General features: G+C 61.1%; 8 protein-coding genes and 1 pseudogene. 6 read left to right on the top strand and 3 right to left on the bottom strand.

Annotation, left to right across the window (positions count from 1 at the left end; translation table 11 throughout):
* Window positions 1-65 precede the first annotated feature (65 nt).
* Genes AC244Q_RS34965 through AC244Q_RS34955 form a run of 3 tightly spaced genes read right to left on the bottom strand, consistent with a single transcriptional unit; the run spans window position 66 to window position 5552 of the window.
* Window positions 66-3365: an error-prone DNA polymerase gene (locus AC244Q_RS34965; RefSeq protein WP_128405699.1), complete on the bottom strand. Its 3300-nt coding sequence runs from the start codon at window positions 3363-3365 to the stop codon at window positions 66-68.
* Window positions 3362-4873, bottom strand: a complete 1512-nt coding sequence (locus AC244Q_RS34960; protein WP_012760336.1) for a Y-family DNA polymerase — start codon at window positions 4871-4873, stop codon at window positions 3362-3364. The genes AC244Q_RS34965 and AC244Q_RS34960 overlap by 4 nt, the downstream gene beginning before the upstream one ends.
* Window positions 4794-5552, bottom strand: a complete 759-nt coding sequence (locus tag AC244Q_RS34955; protein WP_003554717.1) for an ImuA family protein — start codon at window positions 5550-5552, stop codon at window positions 4794-4796. The genes AC244Q_RS34960 and AC244Q_RS34955 overlap by 80 nt, the downstream gene beginning before the upstream one ends.
* A 517-nt stretch (window positions 5553-6069) precedes the next feature.
* On the opposite strand from AC244Q_RS34955, the gene AC244Q_RS34950 reads away from it, so the two are divergent.
* The 6 genes and pseudogenes from AC244Q_RS34950 to AC244Q_RS34925 all read left to right on the top strand — a co-directional run bounded on the left by AC244Q_RS34950 (window position 6070) and on the right by AC244Q_RS34925 (window position 17416).
* Window positions 6070-6507, top strand: coding sequence for a DUF2231 domain-containing protein (locus AC244Q_RS34950; protein WP_003554719.1), 438 nt, complete (start codon window positions 6070-6072; stop codon window positions 6505-6507).
* Window positions 6507-8084, top strand: a complete 1578-nt coding sequence (locus AC244Q_RS34945; RefSeq protein ID WP_128405698.1) for a PQQ-dependent sugar dehydrogenase — start codon at window positions 6507-6509, stop codon at window positions 8082-8084. The genes AC244Q_RS34950 and AC244Q_RS34945 overlap by 1 nt, the downstream gene beginning before the upstream one ends.
* Window positions 8085-8314: 230 nt before the next feature.
* On the top strand, window positions 8315-9481 hold the full coding sequence (locus tag AC244Q_RS34940; RefSeq protein WP_012760339.1) for a glycosyltransferase: 1167 nt from the start codon (window positions 8315-8317) through the stop codon (window positions 9479-9481).
* A 65-nt stretch (window positions 9482-9546) separates the two neighbouring features.
* Window positions 9547-11896: pseudogene (gene glf / locus AC244Q_RS34935) on the top strand (UDP-galactopyranose mutase).
* Window positions 11889-15128, top strand: coding sequence for a glycosyltransferase (locus AC244Q_RS34930; RefSeq protein WP_012760341.1), 3240 nt, complete (start codon window positions 11889-11891; stop codon window positions 15126-15128). The pseudogene glf and the gene AC244Q_RS34930 overlap by 8 nt, the downstream one beginning before the upstream one ends.
* Complete coding sequence (locus tag AC244Q_RS34925) at window positions 15125-17416, top strand: glycosyltransferase family 4 protein (RefSeq protein ID WP_128405696.1); 2292 nt, start codon at window positions 15125-15127, stop codon at window positions 17414-17416. Before AC244Q_RS34930 ends, AC244Q_RS34925 begins: the two co-directional genes overlap by 4 nt.
* Window positions 17417-17533 lie beyond the last annotated feature (117 nt).

Below are 17533 nucleotides of genomic sequence, written 5' to 3'. Positions count from 1 at the left end.
GATGTCCGTAAGGGCGAAAATCGCCTTCCAGTGCTTTGAAAATATGCCGAGCTTGCCACGCGGCTTCACCGGAAATCTCGGGCTTTGGGAAACGGGCTCGGCATAGTCTCCGGCTCGGGATAAGTTCCCTTATGCGGAGTTCGGCATAACGGAATGAAAATGTCCCTCGGCCTCGCGCCCGCCACCCTGTCGCGCGAATCCGGACTTCCGGGCGATCCATGCGCGAACTCGTCTCCCCTGCCCGTCGGGAGCCGGAACCCTGCGTCGCGCTCAGCCAGCCCGGAGAGATCGCCCGACAGATCGAAGGCTTGCTGGGCCACGAGATGAACGACGTCGCCTTCACGCTGAATTCTCCCATTGATCGCGATCATCGATGCCCCGAGGATGATACGGCGGCGCTGCTCGAAGAGCTTGGGCCAGACGACGACGTTGGCCGGACCGGTCTCGTCCTCGATCGTCATGAAGATGACGCCCTTGGCGCTGCCGGGTCTCTGCCGGACGAGGACCAGGCCAGCTGTCATCAACCAGCGACCATCCCGCGCGTTCATGGCTTGCGCGCAGGTGACGATCTGGCGCTCTGCCAAAGCTTTTCGAAGGAATGCGACGGGATGTTGGCGGAGCGTGAACCCGATGTGACTGTAATCCTGGACAACGTTGTGTCCATCCGTCATCTGGCGCAGAGCGACTTCGGGTTCCTGCTGCTCGGCGATCGCCCTCGCCTCGCGTTCCGAGGCGGCTGCAAAGAGCGGAAGAGGTTCGTCACGCAGAGCCTTAATCGCCCACAATGCGTCGCGCCGCTGAAGTCCCAGAGATGGCAGGAAGGCGTCGGCCTCGGCGAGTTCGACCAGAGAAGCCGCCGGGACCCCAGACCGTCGCCACATATCGTCAACGCTTTCGAACGGTTGGTCCATGCGAGCAGCCGCGACACGCGCGGCATCGGCGGCGGCAAGGCCGCGCACCATGCGCATTCCCAGGCGGACCGCGTGATGGTCGGTATCTCCGATACGCTCAAGCGTACAGTCCCACCGGGAATTGTTGATGCAGATCGGTCGGATCTCGACGCCATGGTTCCGAGCGCAACCGACGATCTGGGCCGCCGCGTAAAATCCCATCGGCTGCGAGTTCAGCAGCGCCGCGCAAAAGACGTCCGGACAGTGGCATTTCACATAGTTGGAGGCATAGGCGATCAAGGCGAACGACGCCGCATGGGATTCCGGGAAGCCATAACTGCCGAATCCCTCGAGCTGGCTGAAGGTCTTCTCGGCAAACTCGGCCGTGTAGCCGTTCCTGATCATGCCGGAGACGAGCTTGTCCTTGAAGCGCGAGACGCCGCCGGTGAACTTGAAGGTGGCCATCGACTTGCGAAGCTGGTCTGCCTCGCCGCCGGTAAATCCGGCGCAAACCATCGCCACCTTCATGGCCGACTCCTGGAAGAGCGGGACGCCGAGTGTCTTGCCGAGAACGGCTTCGAGTTCCGGCGTCGGGTAGACGACCCGCTCCTTGCCCTCCCGGCGGCGGAGATAGGGGTGCACCATATCGCCCTGAATCGGACCAGGCCGGACGATCGCGACCTGGATCACGAGGTCATAGAAGGTCCGCGGCTTCAGGCGCGGCAACATCGCCATTTGCGCCCTCGACTCGATCTGGAACGTGCCGAGGGTGTCGGCTTTCCTGATCATCGCGTATGTCGCCTGGTCCTCCTGAGGGATGGTGGCGAGATCAAGGTGCTCGTCCTTGTGTTCTTCGATGAGCGCGAAGGCCTTCGCCATGCAGGTCAGCATACCGAGCGCCAGGATGTCGACCTTCATGAATTTGAGCGCCTCGACGTCGTCCTTGTCCCACTCGATCACTTGCCGGTCAACCATTGCCGCGGGTTCGATCGGAACGAGATCGTCGAGGCGGTCGTGGGTCAGGACGAAGCCGCCTGGATGCTGTCCCAGATGCCGAGGAGCGCCCATGAGCTGCTGCGCAAGCCTAAGCGTCAGGGCGAGGCGGCGGTCTTGCGGGTTCAAGCCCTGATCACGAAGACTGCGATCACTGACCAGCTCTTCCGACCACGCCCACATGCCCGTTGACAGGGCCTTGATGAGGTCCTCAGGCAAGCCGAGCGCCTTGCCGACGTCGCGGATGGCACCCTTCGCCCTGTAACGGGTCACCGTCGAACAGAGAGCGGCCTTATCCTTCCCGTAGGTCTTGTAGATCCATTGGATGACCTCCTCCCTTCTTTCGTGTTCGAAGTCGACGTCGATGTCCGGCGGCTCGTCGCGCTCCTGGGAGACGAAGCGCTCGAACAGGAGATCGTTGGTCGAGGGGTCGATGCTGGTGATACCAAGGATGTAACAGACGGCCGAGTTCGCCGCCGAGCCCCGCCCCTGGCAAAGGATGCCTTGCGACCGGGCGAAGCGGACGATCGAGAAGACGGTCAGGAAGTATGGGGCGTATTTCATCGTCCGGATGAGATCGAGTTCGTGACGGACGATCTTGAGAACCTCCGGCGGCAGCCCTTCCGGATAGCGGTTGGGCACGCACTCCCAGACATAGTGCTCGAGGGATTCCTGCGGGGTCTTGTCCGGGAGGATCGCCTCCTCGGGATACTGGTAGGTCAGTTCCTCCAGCGAGAACCTGCAGCGGTCGACGATCTCCATCGTCCGGGCCAGCGCCTCGGGGTAGCGCGGGAACAGGCGCTCCATCTCCTCCGGCGGCTTTAGATATCTGTCCGCGTGGCGCTCGCGCTTGAAGCCGACGTCGTCGATGGTGGTATTGTTTCGAATGCAGGTGACGACGTCCTGAAGCTGCCGCCTGGAAGGATCGTGGAAGAGGACGTCGTTGGTGACGACTGTTCGCACGCGGTGCCTCATCGCCATGTTCGACAATTCGTGCAGCCTCAACTGGTCGTTCGGACGCCGCCGGAGGCAAAGCGAGACATATGCTCGGTCCTCGAATATCTCGGCCATCTTGCGAAGTTGGACGGCGCAGGTCTCGTCAGCTAGGTCGGGCACAAGGATTGCAAGCAGCCCCTCGGAGTAGAGAGCGACATCGTCGAGGTTCAAGATGCAGTTCGCCTTGCCGCCCCTGCCCTTGCCAAGCGTGAGGAGCCGGGTGAGCCGCGAATAGGCGCCGCGGTCCGTGGGATAAAGGAGAATCGACATGCCCTCCTGCAGATCCAGCCGACACCCAACAACGAGACGGACGCCTGTCGCGCGCGACGCCTCGAGCGCCCGGACGACCCCTGCCAGGCTGTTGCGATCGACAACGCCGAGAGCCTCGATGGCCAGTTCCCTGGCGGTAGAAAAGAGCTCGTCGGCGGAGGACGCGCCACGAAGGAAGCTGAAATGCGTCGTGACCTGGAGCTCGGCGTATCTCATCCGAATATCCCGTGTATGAACCACTTGTGGGAACCTGTTTCGGGATCGATGCCGTCGCCGGAGCGAAAGATCCAGTATCGTTCCCCGCTCTCGTTTTCGATGACGAAGTAGTCGCGCACAGCCTCGAATTCGCTGTCGCGCTTCCACCATTCGCCGAAGACCCGTTCCGGACCGTCCGCACGCTTGACGCGATGACGCTTACCGCGCCAGGTGATGCTGGCCGGCGGATGATCCGGCAGCAGGGCTATCGCCTCGATCCGATCCGGACGCGCAAACAGCCGCACCGGCCGTCGCCAATGGTGGACCCAATCTTCCGTCGCGTCCTCGCCGACCGCGGCGATACGCTGGACGCTGCGCTCCGGGACGTCGGAGGCGACCGGCGCGACCCGGTAGACGCGCTGGCCTCGGTTGCCGAGGACGTCGATCAGCGGTGTGATGTCGGCATCCTCGTCGTCGACAAGCGAGGACGCCTTCTGCTTCTCTTCAAGCGGTTCCGACATCACGGCGACGAGGGTCAGCCTTTCGATCCCGAAACCCGGCTCGATCGTCTGCGTCCGGTCGCGGAACAGTTTCGTCAGCCAGGCGATGTCTCGCACCGGCTTGGCGGTTCCCGCTCTGATCGCCTGCCTGGTCCCATCGACCTTGTCGACGATAAGATCGGTCCGGCGGACGCCAAGACCCTTCCGTTGGAGTTCAGCGACGAGCTGAACAATCAGCCGGCCGACATACTTGTCGATCGTTTCCGCTGCACCGATCGGTTCGGCGAACGATCGAACGACCTCGACGAGTTCTGGGCTACGGATCGGATCTATTGGTTCGCGGACGCGACCGAACATCTGGTCGAGACGCCGTCCAATCTCCGGGCCGAAGCGAAGCGCCAAGGGAGCGCGCGGCGTCGCCGAGAGCTCGCCGATAGTCCGGAAGCCGAGCATGCGCAGATCGCCCACGATCTTCTCGGGTAGCCGCAGCAGAGAGATCGGAAGTCGCTCGACCGCCCGGATGGTCTCTCCACTCGGGACGATGACAGTTTCGCGATTGATGGCGCGGGCACATGCGTGAGCCGCGCCCCATGTGTCCGCAATGGCGACCCGTGCCGTCAGGCCCTTGGCGCGAAACCGATTGGCGATGCTCGTCAACATGCGCTCCTCGCCGCCCTGCAGATGGTCGGCGCCCTCCGTATCGATGACCATGCCGTCCAGCGCATCGACGGCGACGATCGGCGAATACTGCGTCAGCGCCCACATGGTGACGCGCTCGAGCGCCACGGCATCGGCGGCCGGATCGGCGTCGATCATCCGCAGGCCCTGGAGGATCGCCTGCGCCCTGGCGGCCGGCATGCCGACGTGGAGTCCGGCCTTCCTGGCCGCGGCGTCGGCGGCCGAGACCCAGCGCTTGGATCCGCTCTTCGAAATGACGGCGATCGGCTGCTCAACGGGAATGGCGGGATCGGCCCGCCTGATCCTGTCGGTCGACAGATCGGGAAAAAATATCGATACGACCCTTGGCATCGCAGGCTCCTACTTCGAACTCGGCACACTCACCCGCTTTCACCCTCATCAGTTCCAAAAACCACCTCGCCCGCCCGACGCCTGGAACCGGCAGCTCCTCACTCGGAATGACGCTCACCCTCCAGCGCGTGGTCGCGGCCGTCGGCTGCCCGAAGTCGCTGGCCTCGGTCTGCCGTCGCCACCGCCGCACCGCGAGCGCCATCGTGCCGGTCTTCTCGGCGGCAAGTTGCAGCCGGCGCGACGCCGCCATCGGCAGGCGGACGATCTCGCCAATCACCGCGCCGAGCCCGCCGTACGAGAGGCCCGCCTCCATGTTGGCAAGGACGTCCTCTTCCTTGTCGGACTCGACGAAGACCACCCGGTTCGGATGCAGCCCCGCCTGCGCCAGGGCCGGGAAGAACAGATCGGGACGTGTCAGGCACCAGACGATCTTGCCTTTCGTACGCGCGGCAATGCCGGCCACGAACAGGGCGGCGGCCGCGCCATCGACGGTGCCGGCCCCGCCGCCAGCGCATTCGTGCAGCGCCCCATGGGCCAATCCGCCGCCCGGAAGCCGCCCGTCGATCTGGGCCACGCCGAAAGGCAAAACGCCTCGCCTGCGCCGACTGGCGCTTTCCAGGTGCGCTATCTGCTCGCGCAGACCGTCGAGGATAGCGATTGGGGCGACGGCTGAGTTCATGATCTCCTTTAACGGCAACCCGTTTTCAGCTTGAGTAACAGCAATATGTTCTGTATCTGTTCTCAAGACGTAAATGAGTCAACGCGCATATGACGCGCTGAAGTTGAGCACGAGTGCGACGCAGAAAAATCGACAGCGGATTCAATCGGATGATGAGGAAGGAATATTTTCGGAGGCGCCGAACGCCGCTTGTGGACGATGGAGTTCAGGCCAGACATTGCGCCATATCACGACCGGCAAACTGTTATTCTCGAACGGGACGCCTGGGCCGATTGGCTCGATCCGGCCTTCTCGGCCAAGTCGCTGATCGAGCCCTGCCGCCCGGCCCGCTCTCCATCGAACAAGTCGGCTGAGCTGCAACCCGGCTGGCTAAGGAGCACTTTCTTCTTCGCTCTCTGCTGGGGCCGACCATGCTCTTTCAGGCGGGCAGTTCGTGCAGCACGCACCGTAACGGAACCATATGCTCTCGCCGCGGGTTGGATAGGCATCTCCCAGCTCTCAGTTTCACGGAGCATCCATGGCTATATCTTCTACAAGCAATCGAGACTCGGCCGCCTATCCGCTTCAGTCGCTCTTTGTCCCGTTTCCCTTCGTCTGCTTCACGCTCGCGCTTGCGACCGATATCGCTTTCTGGCAGACCGGCAATCTGATGTGGCAGAATTTCTCTGCATGGTTGCTGTTCGCTGGGCTTATGTTGGGCTCGCTTGCGATTCTGGCCGGATTGATGGATCTGATGCGTCGCCGCACGCGCCCTTTACGGCCGCCGTTCCTGTCCGCCCTCCTCTATCTAATCATACTGAGCCTCGCCTTTGCCAACAACCTTATCCATGCCGGCGATGGATGGACGGCCGTCGTCCCATACGGACTGATGCTTTCGGCCGTCACCTTTGTCTTGTGCCTGGTGGCCGCGGCAATTTCCGCCCGCAAATATGCCAGACTGGCCTGGAGGATATGATGAAGAAGTCCCAGATTCTCGGCGCTTCGGTTCTGTCGATATCTGTCGGCGTCGGTCTTGCGGCTTACGCCCAGAGCGGAGATTTTGACATCTCTCAGCAGATCGGACCGAACCCCGTGCTCCCAGATCCAGCCCCTTCCCTGCTGCCTGATCTGAAGGTAGCGGAGGTCGTTGGCTGGAAGGATGGTGAGACGCCGGCCGCACCGAACGGTTTGACGGTCACTGCTTATGCCAAGGACCTCGCCAATCCAAGGACAGTCCACACCTTGCCGAACGGCGACGTACTGGTAGTTCAGGCGCGTGGCCCGTCAGGCGAACCGGCCTCCCGGCCGAAGGATTTGATCAGAGGCTGGATCATGTCCATCGCTCATGGCGACGGCGGCGAGCAGAAGGAAAGCAACATCATCACACTGCTGCGTGACGCCAACCGCGACGGCAAGGTGGATGAGAGGCACGATCTGCTGAAGAAACTCGATTCGCCGTTCGGCGTCGCCTGGGTCGACAACACGCTCTATGTCGCCTCGACGTCCGCCATTCTCGCCTACCCCTATGAACTTGGGCAGAATGAAATCACCGCCCAACCGAAAACCATCACGCCCCTGCCCGGTGGTCCGATCAATCATCATTGGACCAAGGATCTGGCGCTCAGCCCCGATGGGCAGATGCTCTACGTTTCGGTCGGCTCGAATTCCAATGTCGTCGAGAATGGGCTTGAAGCAGAAAAGGGCCGTGCAGCGATCTGGCAGGTCGACCGGCACACCGGCGCGGCGCGCGTCTTCGCCTCAGGTCTGCGCAATCCGAACGGCCTCGCCTTCAACCCTGAGACAGGTTCGCTCTGGACGGTCGTCAATGAGCGCGACGAACTCGGTCCGAACCTCGTTCCCGATTACATGACCTCGGTTAAGGAAGGCGGCTTCTACGGCTGGCCCTGGAGCTATTACGGCAACCATGTCGATGCGCGCGTGCATCCGCCGCGTCCGGACATGGTCGAAAGGGCGACGCCACCGGATTATGCCCTGTCGAGCCATGTCGCGGCCCTTGGATTGGCCTTCTCGATGAATTCAGCGCTGCCGGCCGCCTACGCCAATGGCGCCTTCATCGGAGAGCACGGCAGCTGGAACCGGGACAGCTTCAATGGCTACAAGGTGGTGTACGTACCATTCGAGGCCGGGAAGCCATCCGGCAAGGCGCAGGACGTCGTCACGGGCTTTATCCAGGACGACCAAGCGAAGGGACGGCCGGTCGGAGTCGGGATCGACGGGACGGGAGCTCTGCTCGTCGCAGATGACGCCGGCAACACCGTCTGGCGCGTTGCTTCGTCCGACGGCAAGATTACGCCGCAGCCCATCGGCACGGACCAGGTTTCGGCAAATCGGCAAGTCTCGACTGATGCGACGGCGGGCGGGACCGCCGATATGAATCCTGGCATCGGAACCGAAAGGACGGGTTCGACCCCTCAATCGCAGATGCCGGCAGCCCCGGCAGATGAACGCCCGACCGACCAGAAACCCCTTCCCGGACAAGCGGATAAATCCCAGCCTGCGCAAATGCAGATCGCCCCTGCAGGTGGTCCATGAAGAGATTTTGTCGGGTTTAAATCACTTCTCGCCATGTTTTCGTGGTGACTGGCCGACATCAAGAAATTTCCTGAGGTCACCATCGCGCAGTGGCCATTTCCGCGCGCTTTTCTATCGGCGATCGTTAGCCGCCGCATGTTCAACATGGGGCGAAGGCGCATTTAAGTGAGGGGTTCACGGCAAATGAGATGCAAACTTAGATCGGCTTCCAACGCGGGACTTCAACGAAAATGGTTGCGATGCAAGCACCAAACATACCACGCCGAATAGTTGTCATCAGCGACTTCCAGAACGGCGATTGGCGCGACGCCCAATTCAAGACGATAGCCTGGTTTCGGCAGCAATGGTTGTCGGGAAATCGCGGGCCTCTCCCAGAGATGACCGTCACCCCGAGACAGAACGTCGAGGTCGTGGGGGGCTACATCGAGCGGCTCCCTCTTGCAGCTCTCAAAGGAGGCCTTGCCGACCGCGCCGAAATTTGGACCCACAGCCGAGGTGCATCGCCAAAGATGCATCGGCCCGATGGCAGTCCGTTCTTGACGCGCCGGTCGTTCCAGATGAATGGGCCTGAAGCGCCATTCGCATCAAATGATATGCTGGGCCATATCGAGGCTTTCGGACCACCGTCAATCTTGTGCGTATGGGGCCTTGGCGTTAGCGAAGACATATTGCTGGCCTGCCCCGACAGTTTCAAAATTTACAATTCGATCGACGCACCGGCGTTGCGCGTGCCATCTGAGGTGAGCCGCCATTTCGACCTTATTCTCACCGGCGCCGCCTGGCAGTCGGAAGCAGTGCGCGTTTTATATCCCGACAAGCGCGTCGCCGTTATGCCGATTGGACCGGAGTTTGCTTCTGAGGTAACGTTCAGGCCTCTGGGTCTGGAAAAGATCTATGACGTGATCTACGTCGCTGCTGCTCAGGCTTACAAGCGGCATGACATTCTGTTCAACGCGCTGAGCCAACTGCCCCGTTCGCTGCGTGCATTGTGCGTCTGCGGCTATGGCGAGATGATGGAAGCGCTACGCCGGCACGCAGGAGAACTCAACATCGACGTCGATTTCATCGATCCGCCCGGTGTACCATTTGCCGAAGTGAACAGGCTTATGAACCAGGCCCGGATCGGCGTCGTTTGCGGCGTCGATGATGGCGCGCCGGCCATTTTGACGGAGTATATGCTGGCTGGAATACCCGTTCTTGCAAACAGTGAGCTGAGGTGCGGACTGCAATACATCACGCCGAAGACGGGGCGCGCTGCCTCGGCCGATGAATTTCACGCGGGTATCCGCGACATGCTTGGAGGGCTGCAAAGCTTCGATCCACGTCAGGTCGTCTTGGATAACTGGACATGGCCGCATAGCCTCCGGACGCTCAAGAGCCTTATCGAGATAACTTAGCCAAATTGATTGGAACATTCGCCGCAATCGCAGGTTCGGGGGCCATCGTGGTTGCGAGGTGTTTGATGAACCTGCTGAGTTCTGTGCCGTTGTCCGGCTGCGGTTTGCCGCAAGACGCTCCGCTCATTTGCTTCTCGCATCTTCGATGGGATTTTGTGCTCCAGAGGCCCCAGCATCTGATGCAGCGATTCTCGCGGGAGCGCCCAGTGTTCTTCTTTGAGGAATTCATCCCGACCGACCATCCTCTTGCCTATCTGGAGATCCATCCGTTCGAGGGGACAAGCGTCAAGGCGGTCCGTCCGCGCATTCCAAATGGGTGGAGCGAGGCCGAGCGTGAAGCCGCTCTTGGCAAACTGCTTGACGAACTCATCACGCTGTATGGCGGAAAGCGCCCGATCCTTTGGTTCTACACCCCGTTGATGTTTGCTTTCGCCCGGCATGTCGATGCGGTGGTGGTGGTCTACGACTGCATGGACGAATTGGCGAACTTCAAGTTCGCGCCCGCCAACCTCAAGGCCTCCGAACAGACGTTGATTGCCGCCGCCGACGTCGTCTTCACTGGTGGGATAAGCCTGTATGAAGCGAAACGTGACCAGCACGACAACATCCACCCATTTCCATCCGGCGTCGATAGCCATCACTTCCGCACGGCGCGGAACGCCTTGCCGGAACCCTGGGACCAAGTCGATATTCCTCATCCACGCCTTGGCTACTACGGCGTCATCGACGAGCGGCTCGATCTGGATCTGATCGAAAGCGCGGCTGCGGCGCGGCCCGGCTATTCCTTCATCTTCCTCGGGCCGATCGTGAAGATTTCACCGGATGATTTGCCGCGAGCAGCCAACATCCACTATCTCGGTCAGAAAGCCTATGGCGATCTGCCGGCCTACCTTTCGGGTTGGGAGGCGACGCTTATGCCATTTGCGCTGAACGATGCCACCCGATTTATCAGTCCGACGAAAACTCCTGAATACCTCGCCGCGGGCCGGCCGATCGTCGGAACCAAGATTGTCGACGTGGTCCGCGGGTATGGCGATGTGCCAGGCGTCTTCCTGGCCAATGACCCACAAGCCTTTACGGAGGCCTGCGATGCTGCCCTTCATATTTCCCGCAATGATCAGACATGGCTGCAAGCCGTCGATGAAATTTTAGCCCGATCATCCTGGGAGACAACCTTCCGTAGGATGTCGGCGCTTGTCGAAGAGGCCGCAGCGCAGAAAGTTCTGTCCCCTGGCCTGCCCCAAAGATTTTCCGTTCGCACCCTACGGCCCGCGCCGGGAAGCTATGACTATCTGATCGTCGGTGGAGGATTTGCCGGCTCGGTGCTGGCGGAACGCCTTGCTTCAGATGGTGGGAGGAAGGTACTTGTTTGCGACAAGCGGCCTCATATCGGCGGAAACGCCTACGATCACTACGATGAAGCCGGGATCCTCGTCCATAAATATGGCCCGCACATTTTCCACACCAATAGCGAGGATGTGGTTGCCTATCTCTCGCGCTTCACGGCATGGCGTCCCTACGAGCATCGCGTGCTTGCACAGGTCGGCGCCCTGCGGCTTCCCATCCCCATCAACCGCACAACGCTGAACGCGCTCTATGGCCTCGACCTGACGGACGAATTCGCGGCCGCACGCTTCCTGGCCGACCGGGCGGAACCCTGCGACCCCGTGATAACATCACGAGACGTCGTCACATCTCAAATCGGCTCTGGGCTTTATCGCACTTTCTTCGAAGGCTACACGCGCAAGCAATGGGGCCTTGATGCCTCGAAGCTCGACAAGTCCGTCACCGCACGAGTGCCGACCCGCACCGATACCGACTCGCTATTTCCTCGACCGCTTCCAGGCCATGCCGCGTGATGGATACACGCGCATGTTCGAACGCATGCTCGACCATGAAAACATAACGGTCATGGTCGGCACGGATTTCGCCGATCTGAAGCAGGATGGGCCGGCCAGCCACACGATCTTTACTGGGCCCATCGACGAGTATTTCGGCCATTGTTTGGGTCGGCTGCCATATCGCAGTCTGGAATTCCACCATGAAACGCACGACGTAAGACGGCTACTGCCGGTAGCCGTTATCAACTATCCATCCGAGGAGGTGCATTACACGCGCGTGACTGAATACAAGCATCTGACCGGCCAGGTTCACCCAAAGACGAGCATCAGCTATGAATATGCCCGTGCAGACGGCGATCCCTATTATCCGATCCCCTGCCCTGAGAACCAGGCACTTTATAGACGATACGAGCTTCTCGCCCGCGCGCTGACCAACGTGACATTCGTCGGGCGGCTGGGAACCTACAAATATTACAATATGGATCAAGTCGTCGGCCAAGCACTGGCGACCTACCGACGCCTGAAGCTCCGGGATGAGGCCGGCAAGGCGTTTGCCGGCGCGCGGCATGAATAGGAGGCCGCACATCCTACTGGCGACCGACAGTGCAGAACCGTCCGGGATGGGCGAACACATGCTTGCTCTCGGGCGGGCTTTGAGCGAACGGTGGGATGTCACAATAGCCCTGTTGACCGAGGACAGGACCGGTTTGTTGCCGCGGGCTGCGCGCCACGGAATTGGCATCAAGCTAAGCGAAGATGCGGGCGTATTCCAGCAGTGGTTGGCGCGATCCAGTATTGATCTTCTGCACGTTCATGCGGGAATCGGATGGGAGGGACACCGCCTAGCCGCCGCCGCGGATGCCCTGGCAATCCCGATCATCCGCACCGATCATTTGCCATATCTGCTCACCGATCCTGATCAGATCGAGCTCTACCGGCGCGAGACCGGGAGGCTGTCGCATCACATCGTCGTTTCCGAAGCCTCGCGTGAAAGCTTCTGCGATGCAAACGTCGCGCCGTCGCGTTTGACAGTCGTGCGCAACGGCATCTTTCCACTTTCGCCTGCGCGAGCAGCGGCTGAACTAAGGCGAGCGCTCGACCTGGTGGATAAAACCGTGCTGCTGACGGTCGCCCGCTTCACCGAGCAGAAGGATCACGTGTCGCTTGTCCGCGCCTTGCCGAACATACTTGGAACTCACCCCAAAGCGGTGTTGCTTTTTGTCGGATCGGGTCCAGAAGAAGATCGTGTCCAAACCCTGGCGGAAGATTTAAAAGCCTTTGGTCACGTTCGCTTTCTGGGGCACCGGGCGGATGTTGCGGAGATCATGGCGATCGCCGATCTCTTCGTGCTTCCCTCGCTCTTCGAAGGCCTTCCACTCGCGGTTCTCGAGGCGATGTCGCTTGCCGTCCCCGTGGTCGCGACGAGGATCGGCGGAACCGTCGAGGCACTGGGCGGTGATCATCCCTATTTCGCGGAGCCCGGCAACCCAGCGTCGATCACCGCTGTCGTCAATCAGGCATTGAGCGATCCCCATCTAAAGGCCACCGGCAGAGTCGGCCACGCGCGTTTCGAGCGCAACTTTTCCGCCCGCCGAATGGCTGATGAGACCGGCGCCGTCTACGAGCGGTTCCTCACCCCACATGCGGATCAAAAACAAAAGGATACCGAGATGCGAAAAACGCGGCTGGGCTTCATCGGCGTGGGTGGCATCGCCCATCGGCACCTTGATATCCTAACCGGCTTCGACGACGTCGAACTCGTCGCCTTTGCCGACCTGGACCTTCCCCGTGCGGATGCGGCGGCAATGCGCTTTGGCGCCCGCTCTTTCAGCCATCACCGTGAAATGCTCGACACGCAACGGCTCGACGCGGTCTACATCTGCATTCCGCCTTTCGCCCATGGCGAGCCGGAACAGGACCTCATTGACCGCAACATTCCATTCTTTGTCGAAAAGCCAGTCACGCTCGATCTGGCGCTGGCGGAAGAGATCGCAGCCGGCGTGTCGAAGGCCAGCTTGATTACTGGCGTTGGCTATCACTGGCGTTATCTCGATATCGTCGATGAAGCCCGAAGCCTGCTGGCGGATAACCCAGCGCAACTGCTGTCGGGATACTGGCTGGATTCCACGCCTCCCCCGCAGTGGTGGTGGAAGAAGGATCAATCCGGCGGCCAGATGGTTGAGCAGGCGACGCATCTCCTTGATCTCGCGCGCTTCCTCGTGGGCGAGGTCACCGACGTATACGGCCGGGCGGGATACAAGGAAAGGGTGGAATTTCCCGGCCTCGATGTGCCGACGGTCACGACAGCTAGCCTGACCTTCGAAACGGGCGTGGTCGCCAATATCGCCGCGAGCTGCCTTCTCGGCTGGAGCCACCGCGTCGGCTTGCACATCTTCGCCGACCGACTGGCGATCGAATTGACCGATCGCGACATCATGGTGGATGTTGGAAGAGGACGCCCAGTGCGAAGCGCCGATGGCGATCCGGTATGGCGCGAAGACCGCGATTTCATCGACGCCGTCCGGGGTGGTGAAAACCGCATTCGCTGCCCGTATGGTGATGCTCTAGCCACCCACCGGCTTGCGGTGGCCGTCGTATCTTCGGCACGCAGCGGGGAGCCGGTACACCTCGACGCCCCGGCTCTAAAGCGAAGCGAGCTATCGCCCTTGCTGGCGCAACCACGTGCCGAGATGTCTCAAGAACCGCGGCCTGGGCACCGCAAAATCCGCTCGCTCGGCATCGAGGCGCCGGGCCGAGCCTATTTCTTGGAATACGAGGAAGGCCCGCCCGCCGATGGACATGTGCGGCTCGACACGCTCTATACCGGTCTTTCCGCTGGGACGGAGCTGACGTTCTTGAAGAACACCAACCCCTATTTCCGCGCGCGCTTTGATGGCGAACGCGGCGTCTTCATCGAAAACGAGCCGGACCTTAACTATCCAGTGCCTTTCCTCGGGTACATGGAGGTCGCACGCGTTTCGCAATCGCGCGCGCGCGGCTTTGCCGATGGCGAGTTGCTCGCGGCAAGCTACGCGCACAAGACTGGGCACACTGCCGACCCCTCACACGATCTTCTTGTCATGCTGCCGCCGGACCTCGATCCGCTGCTCGGCGTCTTTGTCGCGCAGATGGGACCGATCGCCGCCAACGGCATCCTCCATGCCGACGCGGAAGCATTTGGCGCAACCGTGCCCGCACTCGGCGCGGGCGTTTGCGGGCGAACGGTAATCGTCCTCGGCGCGGGTACCGTGGGTTTGATGACGGCGCTTTTTGCCCGTTCGCTCGGCGCATCGGACATCGTGATCACAGATCCCTCCGAATTTCGCCGCGGCAAGGCGGAGGCGATGGGATTGATGGCGATGGCCGAGGATCAAGCCTGGCAGCATGCCAAGGCGCGCTGGCACGACGGCACCATGGGACGCGGCGCGGATGTAGCGTTTCAGACGCGCGCTCATGCGGGTAGCCTGCACACGGCGCTCAAGGCCTTGCGCCCACAAGGCACCGTGATCGATCTTGCCTTTTACCAGAACGGGGCCAGCTCATTGCGGCTGGGGGAAGAATTCCATCACAACGGCCTGAACATCCGCTGCGCGCAAATCAACCGCGTCCCCCGCGGGCTCGCCCCACGGTGGGACCGTCGAAGGCTTGCAGGCGTAACGCTCGACCTCTTGAAGACGGAAGGTGCGGCGATCCGCGAGCACATGATCACTCACATCGTGCCCATCGACGAAGCGCCTGCTTTCCTCGTCGATCTGATCGAGAACCGGCCGGAATTCCTCCAGGTTATATTCAAGGTCGGCGAATGACGGTTGAACCATCTCCCCTGCGGATCCTTTTCGTTTTCGCCTGGCTGGTCGTCGGGGGCGAGGAGACGGAAGTCCGGCTGCTTGCCAAGAATCTCGACCGCCGTCGCTATCGCCTCGACGTCGTGGCCTGCTTCCGGAAACCCGGCATGCCAGAGCAAACACACCGGCAGCTTCGAGGGCTGGGGATCGATGTCGATACGACGCCCTACGAATTGTCCTTCGAGGATACGGTAAGATATCTCGCCGGTAAAATCTCGGGTTACGACATTGTCGTTTCCTGTCAGAACGTAGCGGACATCTATCCGGCATTGGAGCGACTGCATCTTCGCCCGCCCCTCATTGAACATGGCGGGCTGGTCTCAGAGGCCTTGGCCGGCCCCAAACATCTGACGGCGCGTTATGTGGGCGTGTGCCGCACGATCCGTGACGCGGCCGCGTCACGAATGCCCGGGCGCGACCGTCATGCCTTGGAAATCCCCTCGATGATCGATCTCTCGGCCTTCGATCCGGCACATCGGGAGCGGGCACGAGCGGGTCTCGGGATCGCGACAGATGAGGTTCTCATCGGTTGGGTCGGCCGGCTCGATCCCAAAAAGAACGTCGAGGATTTTATCGAGGCCGCCGCGCTGGTTCATGCCACCACGAAAAGTGCACGGTTCGTTATTGTCGGAGGGCCGGATGCCTTCCAGCCGGAATATGCCGTGCAGCTCAAAGCCCTGACCACCCGGCACGGGCTCGATGGAACGCTTCAGTTTCTCGGCGACCGGAGTGATATCCCGCCCCTGCTTGCCGCATTCGATATATTCGTTTGGCTGTCATCCGGCGAAGGCATGCCGCATGTTATCGCCGAGGCCGGGGCAGCCTCCCTCCCGGTGATTGCGACGCCTGACAACGGTGCCATGCAGCAGATCGATGACGGGCTGTCCGGTGTCTTCGTGCCCCATCGCAGTCCAGGCATAGTCGCGAACAATATCATCGCGCTTATCGAGTCTCCCGCGCGCCGTCACGCACTCGGCACCGCCCTGCGACGGAAGGTCGAGATGGACTACTCCGTCGAGGCAGTGCTGCCGCGGTGGGAGCGACTTCTAGCGGATGTCCATCGAGAGCGAAAGGCAGCGCGTCCTACAGGTCTGTTCCAATCATTCCTGCAAGGCGGTTTCGAATGTTCGAGCCATCGGCTCCGGCCAAGAAACGGTCAGACGCAGGGCAATCGACTCGACTTAATCGCCGCGACTGGTCATGATCGCCATGCCGAGACGGACTATCGCCAACTTCAAGGCTTCGGACTCACCACTGTTCGCGATGGCTTCCGATGGCACCTGATTGAAAAAAATGGCCGATACGACTGGTCGAGCATCCGTCCGATGCTCCAGGCGGCTAAGCTAACGAAGACCCAAGTTGTCTGGGATCTCCTGCATTATGGCTGGCCCGACGATCTCGACATCTGGTCGCCGCGCTTCGTCGATCGCTTCGCGCGGTTCGCACGTGCTTGCGCCGAGTTGGTCCGCGAGGAGAGCGACGGCATTCCGTTTTATTGCCCTGTCAACGAGATCTCGTTTTTCTCATGGGGCGGTGGTGACGTCGGCTATTTGAACCCATTTGCCAATGGGCGCGGATTCGAACTCAAGGTGCAGATGGCACGCGCCGCCATCGCGGCGATGGATGCCATCATCTCAGTGGATGCCCGGGCCCGCTTCGTGCACTGCGAGCCGGTGATCAATGTCGTCGCGGACCCGTCGCGTCCCCACGATGCGCATACCGCCGAAGGACATCGCCAATCGCAGTTCCAGGCCTGGGACTTGATTGGCGGAAGGATGTGGCCACAGATCGGAGGCGGCGAACGCTATCTTGATATCCTCGGTGTGAATTACTATTCCAATAACCAGTGGATTCACGGCGGTCGGCCGATCGACGTTGGGCATCCGCTTTATAAGCCCCTCAGCCGAATTCTGGTCGAAACGTTCGCGCGCTACGGCAAGCCGATGCTTATTGCCGAGACCGGCATCGAGGATGACCGTCGCGCATCCTGGTTGGACTACGTCGCCGACCAAGCTCTGGACGCGATCCGCTCGGGCGTGCCGTTGGAAGGTTTGTGCCTTTATCCGATCGTCAATCATCCTGGCTGGGATGATGATCGGCCTTGCGCGAACGGCCTCCTCTCCGCCGATGTCGCCCAGGGAGGACGGGCGCCATTTGCTCCCTTGGTTGCTGCGATACGCGAACGAGCAAAAGAGTTCGCAAGCTTTGGGCAGCATCCTATTGGCGGCGCGAAAGCTAGTGACACCTGAACGCGTCTAGCGGCCGGCATGCAAGATCGAAGCGCGCCAGGCCGCCATCATTTCCGCGAACACGACACTTCCGACCGCGGCTCCAAGAAAAGTTGCCGGGAACCCTTACCGCTTCTT

Source organism: Rhizobium sp. CB2179 (assembly GCF_057653455.1).
The sequence above is the reverse complement of the archived record's forward strand: the minus strand, read 5'-3'. Positions and strand labels throughout refer to the sequence as shown.